The sequence below is a fragment of the Dolichospermum sp. DET69 genome (assembly GCA_017355425.1).
In the GTDB taxonomy this organism is placed as follows: domain Bacteria; phylum Cyanobacteriota; class Cyanobacteriia; order Cyanobacteriales; family Nostocaceae; genus Dolichospermum.
This window is the reverse complement of the sequence record CP070233.1, coordinates 2,624,720-2,640,125: the sequence shown is the minus strand read 5'-3', so window position 1 is coordinate 2,640,125 and position 15,406 is coordinate 2,624,720. Positions and strand designations below refer to the sequence as shown.

Below are 15,406 nucleotides of genomic sequence, written 5' to 3'. Positions count from 1 at the left end.
TGTCGGTGAACAGCACCGGATCTTACGTGGAAATTACGCTGACAATTTTGCCACCAACTCGGTTAATTTGCTGAATTTTTTCAGAAAGGCGCTCGTAAGGGACAATAAATACTGTGCTACTACGGCGGACGCTAGGGTATCCTGGATTGCGAATACCTGTAACTTCAACTCGATAAGTGCGATTTGATTCTCCTACAGCATTACCTAGATTTTGCTTAGGAGCGTTATCCGCAGATACACGGAAACCCCAATTATCGTTACTACCAGATGCTCCAACAACTGAGGAAGTTTTATTACTAGCTAATTCCCGCGCTAAACGAGATTTATCACCTTCGACTTGAGCAGTATCGCTGTTAGCATAACCACGATATAAACGGAACATCCGGGTAAAACCGGCTGTACTTTGTCCTGTTTGCGAATCAAAACCGCGATAGTAAGGAACTACATTGTCACCAAAGCTGTTTTGATATTCTTCAGAATCAATGTAGGAGTCAATTTCTGCTTCGTAACCTTGGTTAATATATAAGTCTAAGTGATAAGTTACTTCAGACTCATTGTATGGTGCGCGACCCAACAAATGTTTATAGTTGAGTTCAATTAACCGAGTTTGGAAACTGTTGTAGAAGAATTTAGCTTTGTAGAGTTCTGATTTAGCAACGCTGCGAACAAACTCCCGCACGCTTAGATTGCCATCGCGCAGAAGTGATTCTGCACTAATCAGGCGATCTGATGCCAATATATAGTCATTTCCCAAAACGTGCCGATAAACAGCACGAATTACCGCTTCGACTTCTTCGCGGCTGGGGTTAGGGCGCAGTTCAACTCTGCGGGCGTCACTAAAAGGCTCTGTGCCTAGTCTGGATGCTGCTGCTGTAATTGCCATGTTTTTTCCCCTTTATTGTTTTCATTTCCATCCAAAACCACCTGAAAAAGTGATTTTCACGCTCTGATTAACAACTTTAGTTATCTGGAGATAAAACGATGCCCGGAGCCAGATCCAATTGCTAGGTGAACCAGAGTGATCTTGGAGATTTTAACGCCACTTAATTTCCCGTCGGAATATTTTCCAACTTACGCAGTGACTCCCCATGAACGACTGGCGAACCCCTTGAGGGGTAACTCCATCTAACAATTGTATCCCTCTCCGGGCATGACGCTATCTAGCTAAGAGCGTTGATTGCGTAGTCAATGTAGGTGTTAGCTTCGTTAGCAGCTTGACCGCTCAAACCATGACTAGCTTTGATAGATTTCAAAGCTTCTACGTACCAGCTAGGAGACAAATCAAACGCGCCGTTGATTTCAGTCAAACCAGCAATCAAGAACTCGTCCAAAGGACCTGTTCCACCAGCAACTAGGCTATAGGTAATGATGCGTAGGTAGTGACCAACGTCACGAGCGCACTTGGATTTACCACGAGCATCAGATGCAAATTGATTGCCTGGTGTGGAGGTTGTGTAAGGGAATTTGCTGTATACGGCGCTGGTAGCACCATCAATTAATTTTTGAGCGTTAGCTGTCAAACCACGAGCAGCTTCCATGCTGGCAGCGGCACGAACTAGACGACCATTAACTGCTTGTAATTCGGTGTTGCTTAAAAAGCGTCCTTGGGTATCAGCAGATGCGATTGCTTCGGTAATTGGTGTTTTCATTGGTGAAAATCTCCTAGATAGTTTCTTGCTTGTTTTGTATGGCTACGCCACGCAGGCTATGGGAAAAGCTCAATTGAGATTCGAGCTAATTTGTCACGAATTGTTAGGCAACAGCAGCCGCAGCGCGGTCGAAGTAGCTGGCAATTTCAGAAACCAAAGAACTGCAATCACCTTTGGTGATACCGTTAGGATCGTTAACGATACCGATTGCTGCTTCTTTCATTTTGCCAACACCAACTGCTACGGAACTACCAGGAGTACCCAAAGCTTGGTATGTTTCGCGCAAACCATTTAAGCAACGGTCATCAAGAACACTAGCATCACCAGCGATCGCTGCGTAGGTTACATAGCGGAGGATGATTTCCATGTCGCGTAAGCAAGCAGCCATCCGACGGTTGGTGTAAGCGTTTCCACCAGGAGCGATCAAGTTTGGTTGTTCTGCAAACAAAGAACGAGCAGCGTTGGTAACGATAGCGGAAGCGTTACTTGTAATGCGGTTAACAGCATCTAAACGCTTGTTGCCGGAAGCTACAACTGCGGTTAAAGCATCTAGTTGTTCGGTGCTGAGGAATTCGCCTCTAGCGTCAGCTTGGGAAACAACTTTGGAAAATACATCTAATGTCATGGATTCTAATCTCCTAAATTACTTAGTTGAGAGATCTCTAAATTAAAACTAATTCGGATTGATTTGCAACAGAGTCAAATCAAAGCGTTTCTCAATTTATTCTCTCATTTACTAGTCTACAGTTTTCAAACCAGAAATTATGAGAGTCAGAGGGGAATTTTATGAGAAACCGGCAAACTTAATGAATTGCCTGCTTTTTCAACTTTCTTCTGTTGTTTAACCCCTACAGTTTATGTTTATACAATGCCATAGAGCCTTTATTTGTTACAAATTATGAATAGATCAAATGATCACCCAAAAGAAGCCTCAAACTCATTATATACAAGGCATATAGCTGAGAAAAATTTGATATTTGTGTTACACAACTTTACATTTTTTGAAAGAAACCGCAATATTAGGTAACTAAAGATTGTTTTAATTTTCTGGAAAATTCTGACTATAAAAGGATTACAGCCGTGTTGTCTTGTCTATGATTTAGCTGAATTTTGTTAAGAAATGTTAAGTTTACATTTCTAGATATTTGAAAAATGTTCTATTTTTTTTCCCCCCTGGGGGGATATAAATACTCAAAGGCCTATATTCACAAATTGAGAGTAAATCGCTATTTTTTCAGAAATTCTTAATAAATACCACTTCGACGGCGCAATACTTCCAGTAAAGTTGTCAAGCTGCGGGGAAGAGGAGCGGTCACTTCTACTAAGTCACCAGAGACGGGATGTTGTAACTGGAGTTTCCAAGCGTGTAATGCTTGTCCTGGCAAATTTACGCCGACGGAATGAGCAGAACTATAAATGGGGTCGCCGACGATGGGATGACCGATTTTGGCACTGTGGACACGAATTTGATGGGTACGACCTGTTTCTAATTGGAAGTGCATTAATGTATAGTTGCCAAATCTCTCTTTTACTTGCCAATGAGTAATTGCAGCGCGTCCACCCTCTTCTACAGAAACAATGTCCATTTTTTTGCGGTCTTGGGAATTCCGACCAATGGGTAAGTTTATGCTCCCAGTTTCCATTTTGGGGACACCGTAAATTAAGCCTAAATATTCTCTTCTAGCGGTTTTTGCTTGTATTTGTGCTTGCAAGTGTTGATAGGCTCGGTCTGTTTTGGCAATAACAATGGCTCCCGTTGTATCTTTGTCTAAACGGTGGACAATTCCCGGACGTTGAACCCCACCTATTCCCGGTAAATTGGGACAGTGTGCTAATAAAGCATTAACTAAAGTTCCATCCGGATGTCCTGGTGCGGGGTGGACTACTAAACCAGCGGGTTTATTGAGAATGATTAACTCGTCGTCTTCATAAAGAATATCTAGGGCAATATCTTCTGCGATTAGTGCTAAAGGTTGAATTGCGGGAATTTCTAGGATAATGCGATCGCCTGTTTTCAGATTAATCTTCTTAGATGTACAAACTGTATCATTGACTTGAACACAGCCCTGTTGGATTAATTGCTGGATGCGCGCACGGGATAAATCTGATAACTCTTGGGATAAATAGCGATCTAGGCGATCGCTATTTTCTGGAACTTGGATATTAATTGCAGACACGATTAAGTATTGGGTAATTTAAGAAACATTGAGATGAAAAACTAGAGGATGTTTTAAAAGTCTCTTATGGTGGATCATATATTTTCAGATCCCCCTAAATCCCCCTTAAAAAGGGGGACTTTGACTCTAATTCCCCTCTTAGAGACTTTTTGGGAAAATCTGTCTACTTCATTTTTTTACAATCGGTTTAACATACTTTTTTATTTCTTGTAAAAAATCTATAGTAACCTAAAAGTTAAGCCTTCCAGAATCAGAATTTAAACCGTTTATAAAATCCAGTAATTAACTGATTATGAGAGAAAATTCTAATGATCAATCTCAGCATATGAATACAATTCCTATTAGTAGATATAGATTTTTTCAAAAAATACAACCAATTAATTTATTAAAGAAGATTACTAATAATTCTTTTACTGGTTGTTTCCAAGTATTTAGTGAGTCGGGTGCATGGTCAATATATATGGATCAGGGTAAGCTAATTTACGCTGGTTACTCTGAGGAAACGTTTGAACCTCTTTACCGGAACTTACAGCAATTGAGTCAGCAAATTTCTACTCTTCCTATGGGTATCAATGAACAGGTACGGATGATTTTTGAACAGGATATTGAAAATCAGTCAATCCCAAATCCAGATTATTTAGCAATTTGTTGGTTAGTTAATCAAAAATATATTAGTCATTTTCAGGCTGCTTTACTAATTGAGCAATTAGCACTGGAAGTTTTACAATCATTACTGAATTTAGAATATGGCAGTTATGAATTTGTTCCTAATACTTTTTTAGATGATCTCCCTAAATTTTGTCATTTGAATTTAAGAACTCTAGTGGAAAAATGTCAATCAGGGGTAAAGATTGATATTCAGGAAAATTTGAATTTTGAAAATAATCATCAGTCACATCAAAAACATCAGGAACAATTACCCAGAAGTAATGCTGATCAAGTTGATTCTGAACCAAATATAAATCAGCCGAATAACCCTCAAGTTAGAGAGAGAAAGAAATACAGTATTTTGGGTGTAGACGATGATTATAGCATATTAAATGCTGTGGAAGATTTTTTAGATGAGCAAATATTTTCCGTGATTAAATTTATGGATTCTTCCCAAGCTTTAATGGAAATTCTGCGCGTGCAACCTGATATTATTTTACTAAATATAGAAATGCCAAATTTAGATGGGTTTGAAATCTGTTCTTTATTACGGAAGCACACACATTATCAAAATATTCCTGTAATTTTGATGACAGAAAGAATGGGATTGAGAGATAGAGCAAAAGCCAAGTTTGTGAGAGCTAATGGCTATTTAGAAAAACCTTTTTCTCAGGGAGATTTGCTGAAAATTATTTTTCAACATATTGTGTAATCTGACTTTGGGCAGTATTTGTAGCGTGCGTTAGGCATAGCCGTAACGCATCCTACAGCGATTTCCAATCATATAAGGTACATCTTAGCCCCCTCATCGCTTGCGGGGAGGGGGTTGGGGGTGGGGTTCTTGTTCCAGGTTTGATGACAATTTGCTGTAATATTGATAAATGGTGCGTTAGGCTGGCGCTAATGCACCCTACGGGATACATTCATTCCCACCAATAGGGTGCATTAGGCATAGCCGTAACGCATCCTAATATTGATAAATGGTGCATTAGGCTGGCGCTAATGCACCCTACGGGATACATTCATTCCCACCAGATGTCTGTTCTATCCGAGAACCAGATAATATATCGTGTAATTTAACGACTGCACCAATTACGGCTATCGCTGGTGCAAGAAATCCTTTTTCTTCTACTTGTTTGATAATTGTTCCCAATTCACCAATTAATTCTTCTTGTTCTGGCCGAGTTCCCCAGCGGACTAAGGCAATGGGTGTATCTAAACTCAACCCAGCTAGAGTAAACTGTTCAACAATGTAGGGTAAATTGTGAATACCCATATAAATTACAATAGTTTCTGAACCGTGAGCGATCGCTTGCCAATTTACCTGGGGTTTATACTTACCAGCAGATTCATGTCCAGTGACAAAAGTTACGGAAGAACTATAAAGACGATGAGTTAAAGGAATACCAGCATAGGCCGCTGCGGCAATTCCTGATGTAATTCCTGGGACAACTTCGACGGGAATACCTGCGGCTACCAATTCCGCCATTTCTTCCCCACCACGACCAAAGATAAAAGGATCACCACCTTTAAGCCTGATAACAATAGCATGATTTTCCGCTTTCTCAATTAGTAATTGAGTAGTGACTTCCTGTAATAAGGAATGTCTACCCATGCGTTTACCCGCGTTGATTTGTTCGGCTTCGGGATTAATCATTTCCAGAACTTCTGGACTCACCAAAGCATCATAGATAACAACATCTGCACAAGCTAATAAACCTTTTCCTTTGAGAGTCATGAGTCCAGGATCTCCAGGACCTGCACCGACTAAATAAACTTTACCCAACAACTTTTTCCTCTTCTTTAATTAAATCCCACAGTAAATTAGCAAATTCTGGACTTGTTCCTAAAGGTGGTGCGAGTTGAAAACTTACTGATGGAAATTGTAATTTTAGCGTTTCTACTGCCAAAGCGATCGCATCAGTTATGCCACCTGTAAATAAAAAGTATGGGAAAATCGCAATTTGTCCATAACCAGCGGCGATTAATTCCTGTACTCTTACTTCTAAACTAGGAGGTACAGACCAATAAGCGGTAACTGCGTTCACACTAGCTGCTATATTTTCCACAGGGGTATGAGAATCAGCCCGACGGCTACCATGAGCCAAAATAATTGATATATCCGATTTTACTGTCATCATCATCTTCGCAAAAAACCTTTCTAATCCAGGATAACTGCCAATATAAGGACGCAATTCTATTGTCATTCCTTCACTGATAGCCTGTTCTGCAAGGGTGATTTCGGCGGGGATATCAGTCATAACATGAAATCCCGGTAACAAAAATAGGGGGATAATTTGCACCATTTTACAGCCAAAAGCCTGAACGCGATCGGCAAAATCTTGAATTTGCAGATGTAAAGGTTGGATATTTGCTTCTAAGGTAGCAATACCTAGGAAATTTTTCCCTTGGGGTAATATCTCACTTAACAGCCTGGCTAATTGCTGCATAGATACATCTGGACGCGGATCACGACTCCCATGAGATACTAAAAGATAAGCTGTAATGTTGGTAAGTTGCATATTAAGAAAATCAAACAAAAGCCGCAGCGGGGACTGTAAAAATTAAATCACAATTTGCTCTATACTCTGACTTTGTTCAAAATTCATTCTTGTGACAGGAATATCCGGTAAGCGTAAAGCTCAGTGGCTAAAGCCGCTGAGATATAAGCGACACGAGCGGGTTTTAACCGCATAGAGTTTCTTTTTAGCAAAGGTGGGTTAAAAAGATCAGAGAATTTATCTTTTGCGTTCTATAGTGTTAGAGCATTCCAAATAAAAAAATGCCCAATTGTTATTGTATAAACGTAGTCTCACCCTCTCTTAATCTCTTTGATGTTTCCTGAAGCCGCGCAAAACTTTCTTTCCTCGCTTGTTGTTAACTGATAACGATATCCTCTTTTTTGATTCCTGCTTCGATGAGTGTATCAACTAATCCTTCCTCAAAGTTGTCTTCTTCGATGATAATTTGGCGATCGCAGTTATCTTTTTCGATGAGTCTGGCATGAAATATTACATTATCCATCCATTGTTGTTTATCAAAGCCTGTAGCAAGAACAACAAAGTTACCAGATTCAACGTCACAAACTGGATAGAGTTTAATTGCTTGAATACTAGGTTGATCAATGGTGGCAGCATTCACTGTTTTTTTGATTATTTCTGCATAATTTAGTGAGTTATCCATTGGATAATTACCTCCTGCTCTGGAGCATAGATTAATAAATTAATTTTACTGCGCTGGATGGCAATTTGGAAGATTGGCTTTTGAAAATGTTTGATATATACTGCTTGACTTATAGCCAAAAACAATTGACGCTCTGGTTCTTGTCCTTCTAATGCCCATTGGTAAAGTTGAAGTTGTCCCATTGTTTTCTCCAGTTCACTGATTACCGAAGAAGCATCAAAATCTTTGATCTCAACAGCTATTTTACGTCCTTCTTTTTCGGCTGTGAATAGTTTTTCTGCTCCTAAATCAGCTTTTAAGAGTGTTTGTCCAAGCACTAAGATTAAGGTATCACTGGTAATTATCCATCCATCTTTTTCAAGGGTACGGCGTAAAGGAAAATGTAAATCATCTCTTCTAGACATTATTCTTTCCTATAATGTTATCAAATTTAGAGGACTCCACAAAAAATATGATCCAATAACTATGCTGGGTTAGCAAAAATTTCCACAACCCATTTTTTGAGATCAGGAAGGCGGTGAATCTGTGTTTCCAGTTCTTCCATAGCTGAAGTTGTGAGTTTAACTCCTGTGGAATTCTCCTAAAAGGAGAGGGAAAAGGAAAAAACTTTTTTTAGCTGGAAGGGGGGTTTCAAAGACTCTCCCCGAGGAGAGGGAAAAGGAATAACATTTAATACTGGAGAGGTTTGGAGAGGGGTTTATTTATACATTAAAAACTTTTCAAACATCTTCTTAGTCATCTTCAGATGACTTCTGCTATGAGACTGAGAATTCATTCCCAGTTGGGTTATGGTTTTACGTTAGAGACTTCCCATTAAAAAAATATTCTTAACTTTTGATTATTTCCAATTTACCATCTTTCACCAATTTAAATTTTGTCCCTCGCCATTCAATAGTATTACCCACGAACCCACAACACCAAATTATAAATCTAACTATATCCGCAACAGGAATCAGCCAAAAGAATTTTTGAGTAACTGCATCATTAAGGACTTTTATTCCTATTACCCAAGCCATGATCAAGCGCATGAGTAAAGTTATGGAGAAAACTAAGCAAGAAAAAATAGAACCACTGCTAGTTATTAATAATATTAAACTAGAAACTGTGCCGAAAGTAAATATTAATCCCGTGTAACCCCAAGGACGAGAAACACGAATACAACGCGCCCAACGGATTTGGCGATTGATAGAATCTAATAAACTACTGTGTCCTAATCCGTGTTCTACAATATAGTTAGATAATACTACTTTCTCACCTGCTAGGGTTGGTAAATATCCGAGTTGATAGTCATCTGCTAAATAATCAGCTACGGCTACAAAACCGCCAATTTTTGTTAATGTAGTTTTGCGAATAACAATGGTTGAACCTAAAGCAAATTTTATTCCTTCTAATTGTGTACTAACTAAAATACCAGGTTGAAAATCTGTGGCTGTACAAATAGCTTCTAAAATAGTAGCTATTCCTTCGGCTGTGGAACGATATAAACAGGTAACAACGCCAACTTTTTCATCTTGTAATGGTTGAACAACTGTTTGCAAATAGTCTGAACTAACACGAATATCACTATCAGCAATTAATAAAATAGCATGATTGGCAGCGGTGACAGCATTAGCTAAGTTGCTGATTTTCAAATTTGCCCCGATAGTATGATCTTTCACTACTAAACTAATATCTATTTCTGGAAATTGTTGAATTAGTTTCTCAACTACTTCTATACTAGGGTCTGTAGAACTGCGGACACCAAAAATAATTTGATATTGTGGATAATCTTGTTGACAAAATGAAGCTAAGTTGGTGTAAGTCCCCTTATCCACACCACACAGCGGTTTAAGGATGGTGACAGGGGGATGAAATTCTGGGTTTATGGGAGGAGCGGAACGCAAAAATGCGATCGCTGTATAAACCCCATAGGTGTAAAATAGAACGGCTGATAAACAGAAAATGAACATAAACACAGGAAAATTTTTTCTAATGACTAATGACTGGGCGCAGTCCCTGCGCCCCTACTAACTAATGACTGGGCGCAGGCCCTGCGCCCCTACTAACTAATGAATCTAATTTACTTTCTTTTACGTTCTTCGTGGACAATGGTAGCGATCGCTATTACCACAGGTTTTTTGAGTGGTGGTAGTAGCGCGGGATTAATAGCCCTTATTAGTAGTGCTGCGAGTAAAAGCAATGCTGCACCTCTGACAACTATAGCCTGGGGTTTCGTCGGTTTAGTTACCGTGGCCTTAATTACCGGCGTGATTTCCCAAATCATGTTAATTCGTTTATCTCAAAATGCCGTTTTGCAACTACGAATGCAGTTAAGTCGGCAAATATTAGCATCTGAATTAAGTCATTTAGAACAAGTAGGAAATTCCCGCTTATTAGCAACTTTAACAGAAGATGTGCAAGCAGTAGCAAATGCTGTCTATGTCATCCCATTTTTATGTATTGATATATCCATGGCGTTGGGATGTTTACTATATATAACTTGGCTATCTTGGTTAGTATTTATCATGGTTGTGATTTTAATGATCCTAGCTATTGGTAGTTGCAAATTGTTATTAGATAGAGGAGAACAATTATTAGCTTTAGCCCGTGAAGATCAAGATGCGTTATTTAATAACTTTAGCACTATTACAGCAGGAATTAAAGAACTCAAACTGCACTATCAACGCCGGCAATTTTTCTTAACTAATCGTTTAGAAGCCACAGCCAGCAGATTTAGAAATCACAATGTTCAAGGTTTAACTTTATTTGCCACAACTACCAGTTGGGGGAAATTAGTATTTTTCTTTGCCATTGGTTTTGTTCTCTTCATTTTACCACATTTATTTGCCATTGATGCCGAAACTTTATCTGGTTACATTCTCACCTTTACTTATTTAATGTTGCCTATGGATAATATTTCCAATAATTTACCCCTAATTAGTAAAGCCAGCGTAGCTTTACAAAAAATCGAATCCTTGGGTTTGTCTTTAGCCAGTCGTGCAGAAGTTGCTACTGCACCGCCTCATGCTCTCACAAATTGGCACAGTTTACAACTCAAAAATGTTACTCACACTTATTACACAGATAAAGAAGATAGTAGTTTTATTCTTGGTCCAATTAATCTTACCCTTTATCCCCAAGAATTAGTTTTTATTGTTGGTGGTAACGGTAGTGGTAAATCATCTTTAGCTAAACTCATTACTGGTTTATACATTCCTGAAAATGGCGAAATTATCTTAGATGAAAATTTGATTACAGAAAATAACCGTGAATGGTATCGTCAACATTTTTCTGTAGTATTTTCTGACTTTTATTTATTTGAAGAACTACTAGGATTAGAAAATAATAACTTAGATATTCAAGCCCAAAAATATTTAGAGAAATTGCAACTTGATCATAAAGTCAAAATCGAAAATGGGCAACTTTCCACTACGTCCCTTTCCCAAGGACAACGAAAACGCCTCGCATTACTAACAGCATATTTAGAAAATCGGCAAATTTATTTATTTGATGAATGGGCTGCTGATCAAGATCCATTGTTCAAAGATATATTCTATACTCAATTACTGCCAGAATTGAAAGCCCAGGGAAAAACAATTTTAGTAATTAGTCATGATGATCATTATTTTCATTTAGCCGATAGAATTATTAAACTAGACTATGGCAAAATTGAATTTGATCAACTCCCACAAACTTAGAAAATCAGGACTTACCCAAAATATCTCTCAAACCCTCTTTTCTCTGTGAACTCTGTGCCTCTGTGGTTCGTTTTTCCGTAATAAATTAGAATTGTGAGGAATTAATCATGACAGAACCTAAAAACGTACTGGGAACAAAATTAGAAATTTGCTGCACTTCTCCCATGACTGGCTTTTACCGTGACGGATTTTGTAGCACCGGTGGACAAGATACGGGAATGCACGTTGTTTGCGCTCAAGTGACAGAGGAATTTTTGCAATATACTAGATCCCAAGGCAATGATTTGAGTACACCAGCACCTTATTTTAGCTTTCCTGGTTTAAAACCTGGTGATTGTTGGTGTTTATGCGCTGCAAGATGGCAAGAAGCCCTAGAAGATGGTGTTGCACCTCCTGTAGTTTTAGAAGCTACTCATGCTAGGGCTTTGGAAGTTTGTAATTTAGCAGATTTGCAAAAACATCGGGTAATTCGTAATTAGGAAAATGGTTAATAATTATTAGTAAATATAGTATTTGTAGGGTGTGTTAGGCAAAGGCGTAACGCACACTAAACTTGATTAATGGTGTTGTACTCATTTGTAGATTTAAAAATTATTAACCTAGAAAGAATACCCACATCAAATAATGTTAAAATTGCTGATACCAGGGCTATTTCACTGTCCGTTCGCTCATTTTTAACCCGCAAGATTTAATTAAGCCCTACAGGGCTTGTAATCCAGGTAATTCAATTGATTCAGGCATTTTCATCTCATATAGAGCTTTTGCTATTTTATGATTGATGCTATCCCTGTGCCTTAAATAATCACCTCTAGAAGCCTTCTGTGATGGTCATAAATTTTACCTATAATTAACGAATTACTTGAAAATCACCTGTTTCCTTTTGCATTAATGAAATAGCCCTGATCGCTTAGGTTATCTAACTTTCTTGCTTATCTCCTCTATTTTTCGGTATTCCCCACCCGCTCTCTACGCCCACTCAAGTGCATACCGCTATAAGGTATTGTTAAATAAAACAATTAAAGTAAGTTGTCAGTTGACAACCTACTTTTTACAGACTAAGATTATAGGTGTCTAGAATAATGGCAAATAAACAACATCCTAATAAAGAAATACAAGCTGCATTGGAGTATGCGGTTACGAAAGGCTGGTCTGTAGAAGTAGGAGGTTCTCACGCTTGGGGTAAAATTTATTGCCCTTACAATGATTCTGAATGCAGATGTGGACAATTTTGTATCAATAGTATTTGGAGTACACCTAGAAATCCTACTAATCACGCAAAACTAATTCGGAAAGTAGTTGATAAGTGTATTCGTTTAGAGGAAAAACAACCGACTACTTCTAATGAAGGATAATGCAAAATGCAAGAATATGAATTCACTCTAAAATTCAAACTTCCCAACCCTGTTACTGATCCTGATATGTACATTGAAGTCCTTTATGAATCAGGCTGTGATGATGCAATTATTGGTATTGGTATGAAAGGTTTTATTGGACTTGATTTTATTCGTGAGGCATCATCTGCGTGTGAGGCGATGTCCAGTGCAATAAAAGATGTAAGAAAAGCAATTCCACAAGCAGAATTTATAGAAGCTTCACCTGATTTTGTTGGTATAACGGATGTTGCAAAACTTATAGGATGTTCGAGACAAAATATCCAAAAATTACTATCAAAAAGTAATTCAAACCTTCCTTTAACTGTTTACGAAGGATCGCAATTGGTCTGGCATCTTTTTGAAATTCTTACTTGGTTGATTGAGTCTAAGGATTATAATATTGATCAATCTCTGTTAGAAATTGCTAAAACCACGAGGAATTTAAATTTTATCAAAGAGTCCAAAAAGTTAGATCATGAGATGCAAAAACAATTCCAAGAACTCGTTTTTTCTAACAATATGTAATATCTATGAAAATACTGACACCCGATGGAAAAACCGTGATTTCTGGTTCACTTGACAAGACTATCAAAATCTGGAATTTAGCAATAGGAAGAAAAAAGTTAACTCTACTATCAAAATATGGGATTTGGGAACAGGTGAAGAAATAGCAACTTTCACAGGAGAAAGTCCTATATTATGCTGTGCAGTTGCTCCCGATGGTGTCACAATCGTAGCAGGAGAAGAATCAGGAAGGTTACATTTTCTGCGTCTGCAAGGAAAGTGAAAATGAATACCTTATCTTTCTCTTCCCCAGAATTACAATCAATCATCCTCAGCAAAACAGAAAATTTTGTTGGTCGTGATTTTGTCTTCACTGCAATTAATAATTTTCTCCACCGTTACCCCAAGGGTTATTTTACCATTGTGGGTGTTCCCGGTAGCGGTAAAAGTGCCATTCTTGCCCAATTTGTGCGCCAAAATCCCCATACTATTTATTACAATGCCCAAATGTCCGGTAAAAATCGAGTTGAGGCATTTTTTCCAGAGGTTTGTACACAGTTAAATTTATTGTTAGAGAATTTATCTAGCACCCCTCCCCAACCCTCCCCGCAAACGATGACAGAGACAGGATTTATCAATGCAAATGAGGGAAGTTGGTTATTTTCTAATTTATTGCAACAAGTCAGCGAGAATTTACCAGATCAGAAAATAATTATTGTTATTGATGGTTTGGATGGAATTGATATAAATAGTCAAGCTGTAGGCACGAATTTATTTTATCTACCGCGATATTTACCCGATCAAATTTATTTTATTTTCGCTCGTCGTCCCTATCAAAAATCTCATTCTGGTTTGTTAATTGAAGCACCTTCACAGATTTTAGATTTAGCAGATTATCCGGTGGAAAATCGGGAGGATATTAAAGCATATATTCAGATAAACCTAACCCCCCTAACCCCCCTTCCCTACGAGGGAAGGGGGGAACAAGAATTTTCTAACTCCCCTCTCCTCGCAGGAGAGGGGTTGGGGGAGAGGTCAAATCTGCTTGCTGAAAATGAAGATATTAAAGCATATATTCAGATAAACCTAACCCCCCTAACCCCCCTTCCCTACGAGGGAAGGGGGGAACAAGAATTTTCTAACTCCCCTCTCCTCGCAGGAGAGGGGTTGGGGGAGAGGTTTAAGGAAAATGAAGATAATTTCATGTATGTGCAGCAAGTTTTAAAAGCTATGGCTAATGGTTTTTATTCTGCAAATGATTTTGAGCAAATTCCCCCAGATTTAGAAACCTATTATCAACAACATTGGCAAAAGATGCAAGGTCAGGGTTTCTCTGATGTTGCGATGGATATATTGCGGGTTTTAACTGCTGAAGAAACTCCAGCGATGTCAACGGTAGCTATTAGTCAAATTATCAAAGCTGATGTTTTTGATGTAGCCGAAATTATGGAAACTTGGTTAGAATTTCTGCAAGAAATACACACAAATAAAGAAACTAAATATCAATTATATCATCACAGTTTCCGGTTATATCTTCATGATTACAGCACTTTGCGTAACAGTTAAATACAATAATTAAAGGAATAATTTGAAAAATCAAGATGAAACCTGTCTCAGTCGCGCAAAGTGCTGTACCTCATTTTAGTTTTCCCGGTTTAAAACCCGGTGATTGTTGGTGTTTATGCGCTGCAAGATGGCAAGAAGCCCTAGAAGATGGGGTTTGCACCGAACGTAGTTTTAGAAGCTACCCATGCTAGAGCATTAGAAGTTTCTAATTTAGTAGATTTGCAAAAACATCGAGTAATTCGTAATTAAACAAATGGGACTAATCTGTTGCTATATTGTATAAAATTGTGTTGTTTGTAGTTGCTTATCCTATTGACTTGCTGTGATTAGTTTTTCTACTATTTAAATTAACCGTGAAATTTAGCGGGACTAATCAAAGTTAAGGATATTTCCACAATGTCTAATATATTAATCACAGATATAACTGTATTCACAGATATAGCTATTGAACAACAAGAAAATATAGTAGGTGGTGTGACTACACCTGGCATAACAAATCCTTTACCCAGTTATATTCCTCTAAACCCAGCAATAAATGGTTTTTTAGAGGCATTCAATTTTAATCTTTTTGACTTGCAAGAATCCTTAAATATTGCAGGATTAGATATAAAATTGCCCATTGGTTGAAG

At 38.1% G+C, this 15,406-nt stretch carries 16 protein-coding genes and 2 pseudogenes; 9 read left to right on the top strand and 9 right to left on the bottom strand.

The genetic code is table 11. The annotated features are described in order from the left end of the window. Positions 1-22: 22 nt before the first annotated feature. The 4 genes from EZY12_12115 to EZY12_12100 form a co-directional block, all read right to left on the bottom strand. Positions 23-883, bottom strand: a complete 861-nt coding sequence (locus EZY12_12115; protein QSX70237.1) for a phycobilisome linker polypeptide — start codon at positions 881-883, stop codon at positions 23-25. Between the two features lie 277 nt (positions 884-1,160). Continuing rightward, the gene (gene cpcA / locus EZY12_12110) at positions 1,161-1,649 is read right to left on the bottom strand and encodes a phycocyanin subunit alpha (GenBank protein QSX70236.1); all 489 of its coding nucleotides are present in this window, start codon (positions 1,647-1,649) and stop codon (positions 1,161-1,163) included. A 103-nt stretch (positions 1,650-1,752) separates the two neighbouring features. Then, positions 1,753-2,274 (bottom strand): phycocyanin subunit beta, encoded by a 522-nt coding sequence (locus tag EZY12_12105; protein QSX70235.1) that lies wholly within the window; start codon positions 2,272-2,274, stop codon positions 1,753-1,755. A 619-nt stretch (positions 2,275-2,893) separates the two neighbouring features. Then, positions 2,894-3,829, bottom strand: coding sequence for an RluA family pseudouridine synthase (locus EZY12_12100; GenBank protein QSX70641.1), 936 nt, complete (start codon positions 3,827-3,829; stop codon positions 2,894-2,896). A gap of 322 nt (positions 3,830-4,151) precedes the next feature. Between EZY12_12100 and EZY12_12095 the strand changes: the two genes are divergently transcribed. Beyond that, positions 4,152-5,186 carry a response regulator gene (locus EZY12_12095; GenBank protein QSX70640.1) on the top strand — a complete coding sequence of 345 codons (1,035 nt, stop codon included), beginning with the start codon at positions 4,152-4,154 and terminating at the stop codon, positions 5,184-5,186. A 297-nt stretch (positions 5,187-5,483) separates the two neighbouring features. On the opposite strand, the gene cobA is transcribed toward EZY12_12095, so the two are convergent. The 5 genes from cobA to hpnI form a co-directional block, all read right to left on the bottom strand. After that, positions 5,484-6,260: a uroporphyrinogen-III C-methyltransferase gene (gene cobA, locus EZY12_12090; GenBank protein ID QSX70234.1), complete on the bottom strand. Its 777-nt coding sequence runs from the start codon at positions 6,258-6,260 to the stop codon at positions 5,484-5,486. Beyond that, a complete protein-coding gene (locus EZY12_12085; protein QSX70233.1) occupies positions 6,253-6,996 on the bottom strand; it encodes a sirohydrochlorin chelatase in 744 nt (247 codons plus the stop codon). The genes cobA and EZY12_12085 overlap by 8 nt, the downstream gene beginning before the upstream one ends. Positions 6,997-7,351: 355 nt before the next feature. Continuing rightward, positions 7,352-7,657 carry a XisI protein gene (locus tag EZY12_12080; GenBank protein QSX70232.1) on the bottom strand — a complete coding sequence of 102 codons (306 nt, stop codon included), beginning with the start codon at positions 7,655-7,657 and terminating at the stop codon, positions 7,352-7,354. Beyond that, positions 7,642-8,061 (bottom strand): XisH family protein, encoded by a 420-nt coding sequence (locus EZY12_12075; GenBank protein ID QSX70231.1) that lies wholly within the window; start codon positions 8,059-8,061, stop codon positions 7,642-7,644. The genes EZY12_12080 and EZY12_12075 overlap by 16 nt, the downstream gene beginning before the upstream one ends. A 423-nt stretch (positions 8,062-8,484) precedes the next feature. Continuing rightward, entirely contained in the window at positions 8,485-9,606 is a 1,122-nt protein-coding gene (gene hpnI, locus EZY12_12070) for a bacteriohopanetetrol glucosamine biosynthesis glycosyltransferase HpnI (protein QSX70639.1), read from the bottom strand. A gap of 99 nt (positions 9,607-9,705) precedes the next feature. On the opposite strand from hpnI, the gene EZY12_12065 reads away from it, so the two are divergent. The 8 genes and pseudogenes from EZY12_12065 to EZY12_12030 all read left to right on the top strand — a co-directional run bounded on the left by EZY12_12065 (position 9,706) and on the right by EZY12_12030 (position 15,404). Beyond that, positions 9,706-11,334, top strand: coding sequence for a cyclic peptide export ABC transporter (locus EZY12_12065; GenBank protein ID QSX70230.1), 1,629 nt, complete (start codon positions 9,706-9,708; stop codon positions 11,332-11,334). A gap of 107 nt (positions 11,335-11,441) precedes the next feature. Then, a complete protein-coding gene (locus tag EZY12_12060; protein QSX70229.1) occupies positions 11,442-11,813 on the top strand; it encodes a DUF2237 domain-containing protein in 372 nt (123 codons plus the stop codon). Between the two features lie 600 nt (positions 11,814-12,413). Then, positions 12,414-12,686 carry a hypothetical protein gene (locus EZY12_12055; protein QSX70228.1) on the top strand — a complete coding sequence of 91 codons (273 nt, stop codon included), beginning with the start codon at positions 12,414-12,416 and terminating at the stop codon, positions 12,684-12,686. Between the two features lie 6 nt (positions 12,687-12,692). After that, the gene (locus tag EZY12_12050) at positions 12,693-13,232 is read left to right on the top strand and encodes a DNA-binding protein (GenBank protein ID QSX70227.1); all 540 of its coding nucleotides are present in this window, start codon (positions 12,693-12,695) and stop codon (positions 13,230-13,232) included. A 5-nt stretch (positions 13,233-13,237) separates the two neighbouring features. Continuing rightward, a complete protein-coding gene (locus tag EZY12_12045; GenBank protein QSX70226.1) occupies positions 13,238-13,378 on the top strand; it encodes a hypothetical protein in 141 nt (46 codons plus the stop codon). Between the two features lie 118 nt (positions 13,379-13,496). Next, positions 13,497-14,147: pseudogene (locus tag EZY12_12040) on the top strand (ATP-binding protein). A 698-nt stretch (positions 14,148-14,845) separates the two neighbouring features. Next, positions 14,846-15,026: pseudogene (locus tag EZY12_12035) on the top strand (DUF2237 family protein). Positions 15,027-15,173: 147 nt separating this feature from the next. Then, on the top strand, positions 15,174-15,404 hold the full coding sequence (locus EZY12_12030; GenBank protein QSX70225.1) for a hypothetical protein: 231 nt from the start codon (positions 15,174-15,176) through the stop codon (positions 15,402-15,404). Positions 15,405-15,406 lie beyond the last annotated feature (2 nt).

Excerpts from the sequence above, each read along its gene's own strand:
- EZY12_12115 (QSX70237.1), bottom strand. The coding sequence starts at position 883 with ATGGCAATTACAGCAGCAGCATCCAGACTAGGCACAGAGCCTTTTAGT.
- cpcA (QSX70236.1), bottom strand. The coding sequence starts at position 1,649 with ATGAAAACACCAATTACCGAAGCAATCGCATCTGCTGATACCCAAGGA.
- EZY12_12105 (QSX70235.1), bottom strand. The coding sequence starts at position 2,274 with ATGACATTAGATGTATTTTCCAAAGTTGTTTCCCAAGCTGACGCTAGA.
- EZY12_12095 (QSX70640.1), top strand. The coding sequence starts at position 4,152 with ATGAATACAATTCCTATTAGTAGATATAGATTTTTTCAAAAAATACAA.
- EZY12_12085 (QSX70233.1), bottom strand. The coding sequence starts at position 6,996 with ATGCAACTTACCAACATTACAGCTTATCTTTTAGTATCTCATGGGAGT.
- EZY12_12080 (QSX70232.1), bottom strand. The coding sequence starts at position 7,657 with ATGGATAACTCACTAAATTATGCAGAAATAATCAAAAAAACAGTGAAT.
- EZY12_12075 (QSX70231.1), bottom strand. The coding sequence starts at position 8,061 with ATGTCTAGAAGAGATGATTTACATTTTCCTTTACGCCGTACCCTTGAA.
- hpnI (QSX70639.1), bottom strand. The coding sequence starts at position 9,606 with ATGTTCATTTTCTGTTTATCAGCCGTTCTATTTTACACCTATGGGGTT.
- EZY12_12065 (QSX70230.1), top strand. The coding sequence starts at position 9,706 with ATGAATCTAATTTACTTTCTTTTACGTTCTTCGTGGACAATGGTAGCG.
- EZY12_12060 (QSX70229.1), top strand. The coding sequence starts at position 11,442 with ATGACAGAACCTAAAAACGTACTGGGAACAAAATTAGAAATTTGCTGC.
- EZY12_12055 (QSX70228.1), top strand. The coding sequence starts at position 12,414 with ATGGCAAATAAACAACATCCTAATAAAGAAATACAAGCTGCATTGGAG.
- EZY12_12050 (QSX70227.1), top strand. The coding sequence starts at position 12,693 with ATGCAAGAATATGAATTCACTCTAAAATTCAAACTTCCCAACCCTGTT.
- EZY12_12045 (QSX70226.1), top strand. The coding sequence starts at position 13,238 with ATGAAAATACTGACACCCGATGGAAAAACCGTGATTTCTGGTTCACTT.
- EZY12_12030 (QSX70225.1), top strand. The coding sequence starts at position 15,174 with ATGTCTAATATATTAATCACAGATATAACTGTATTCACAGATATAGCT.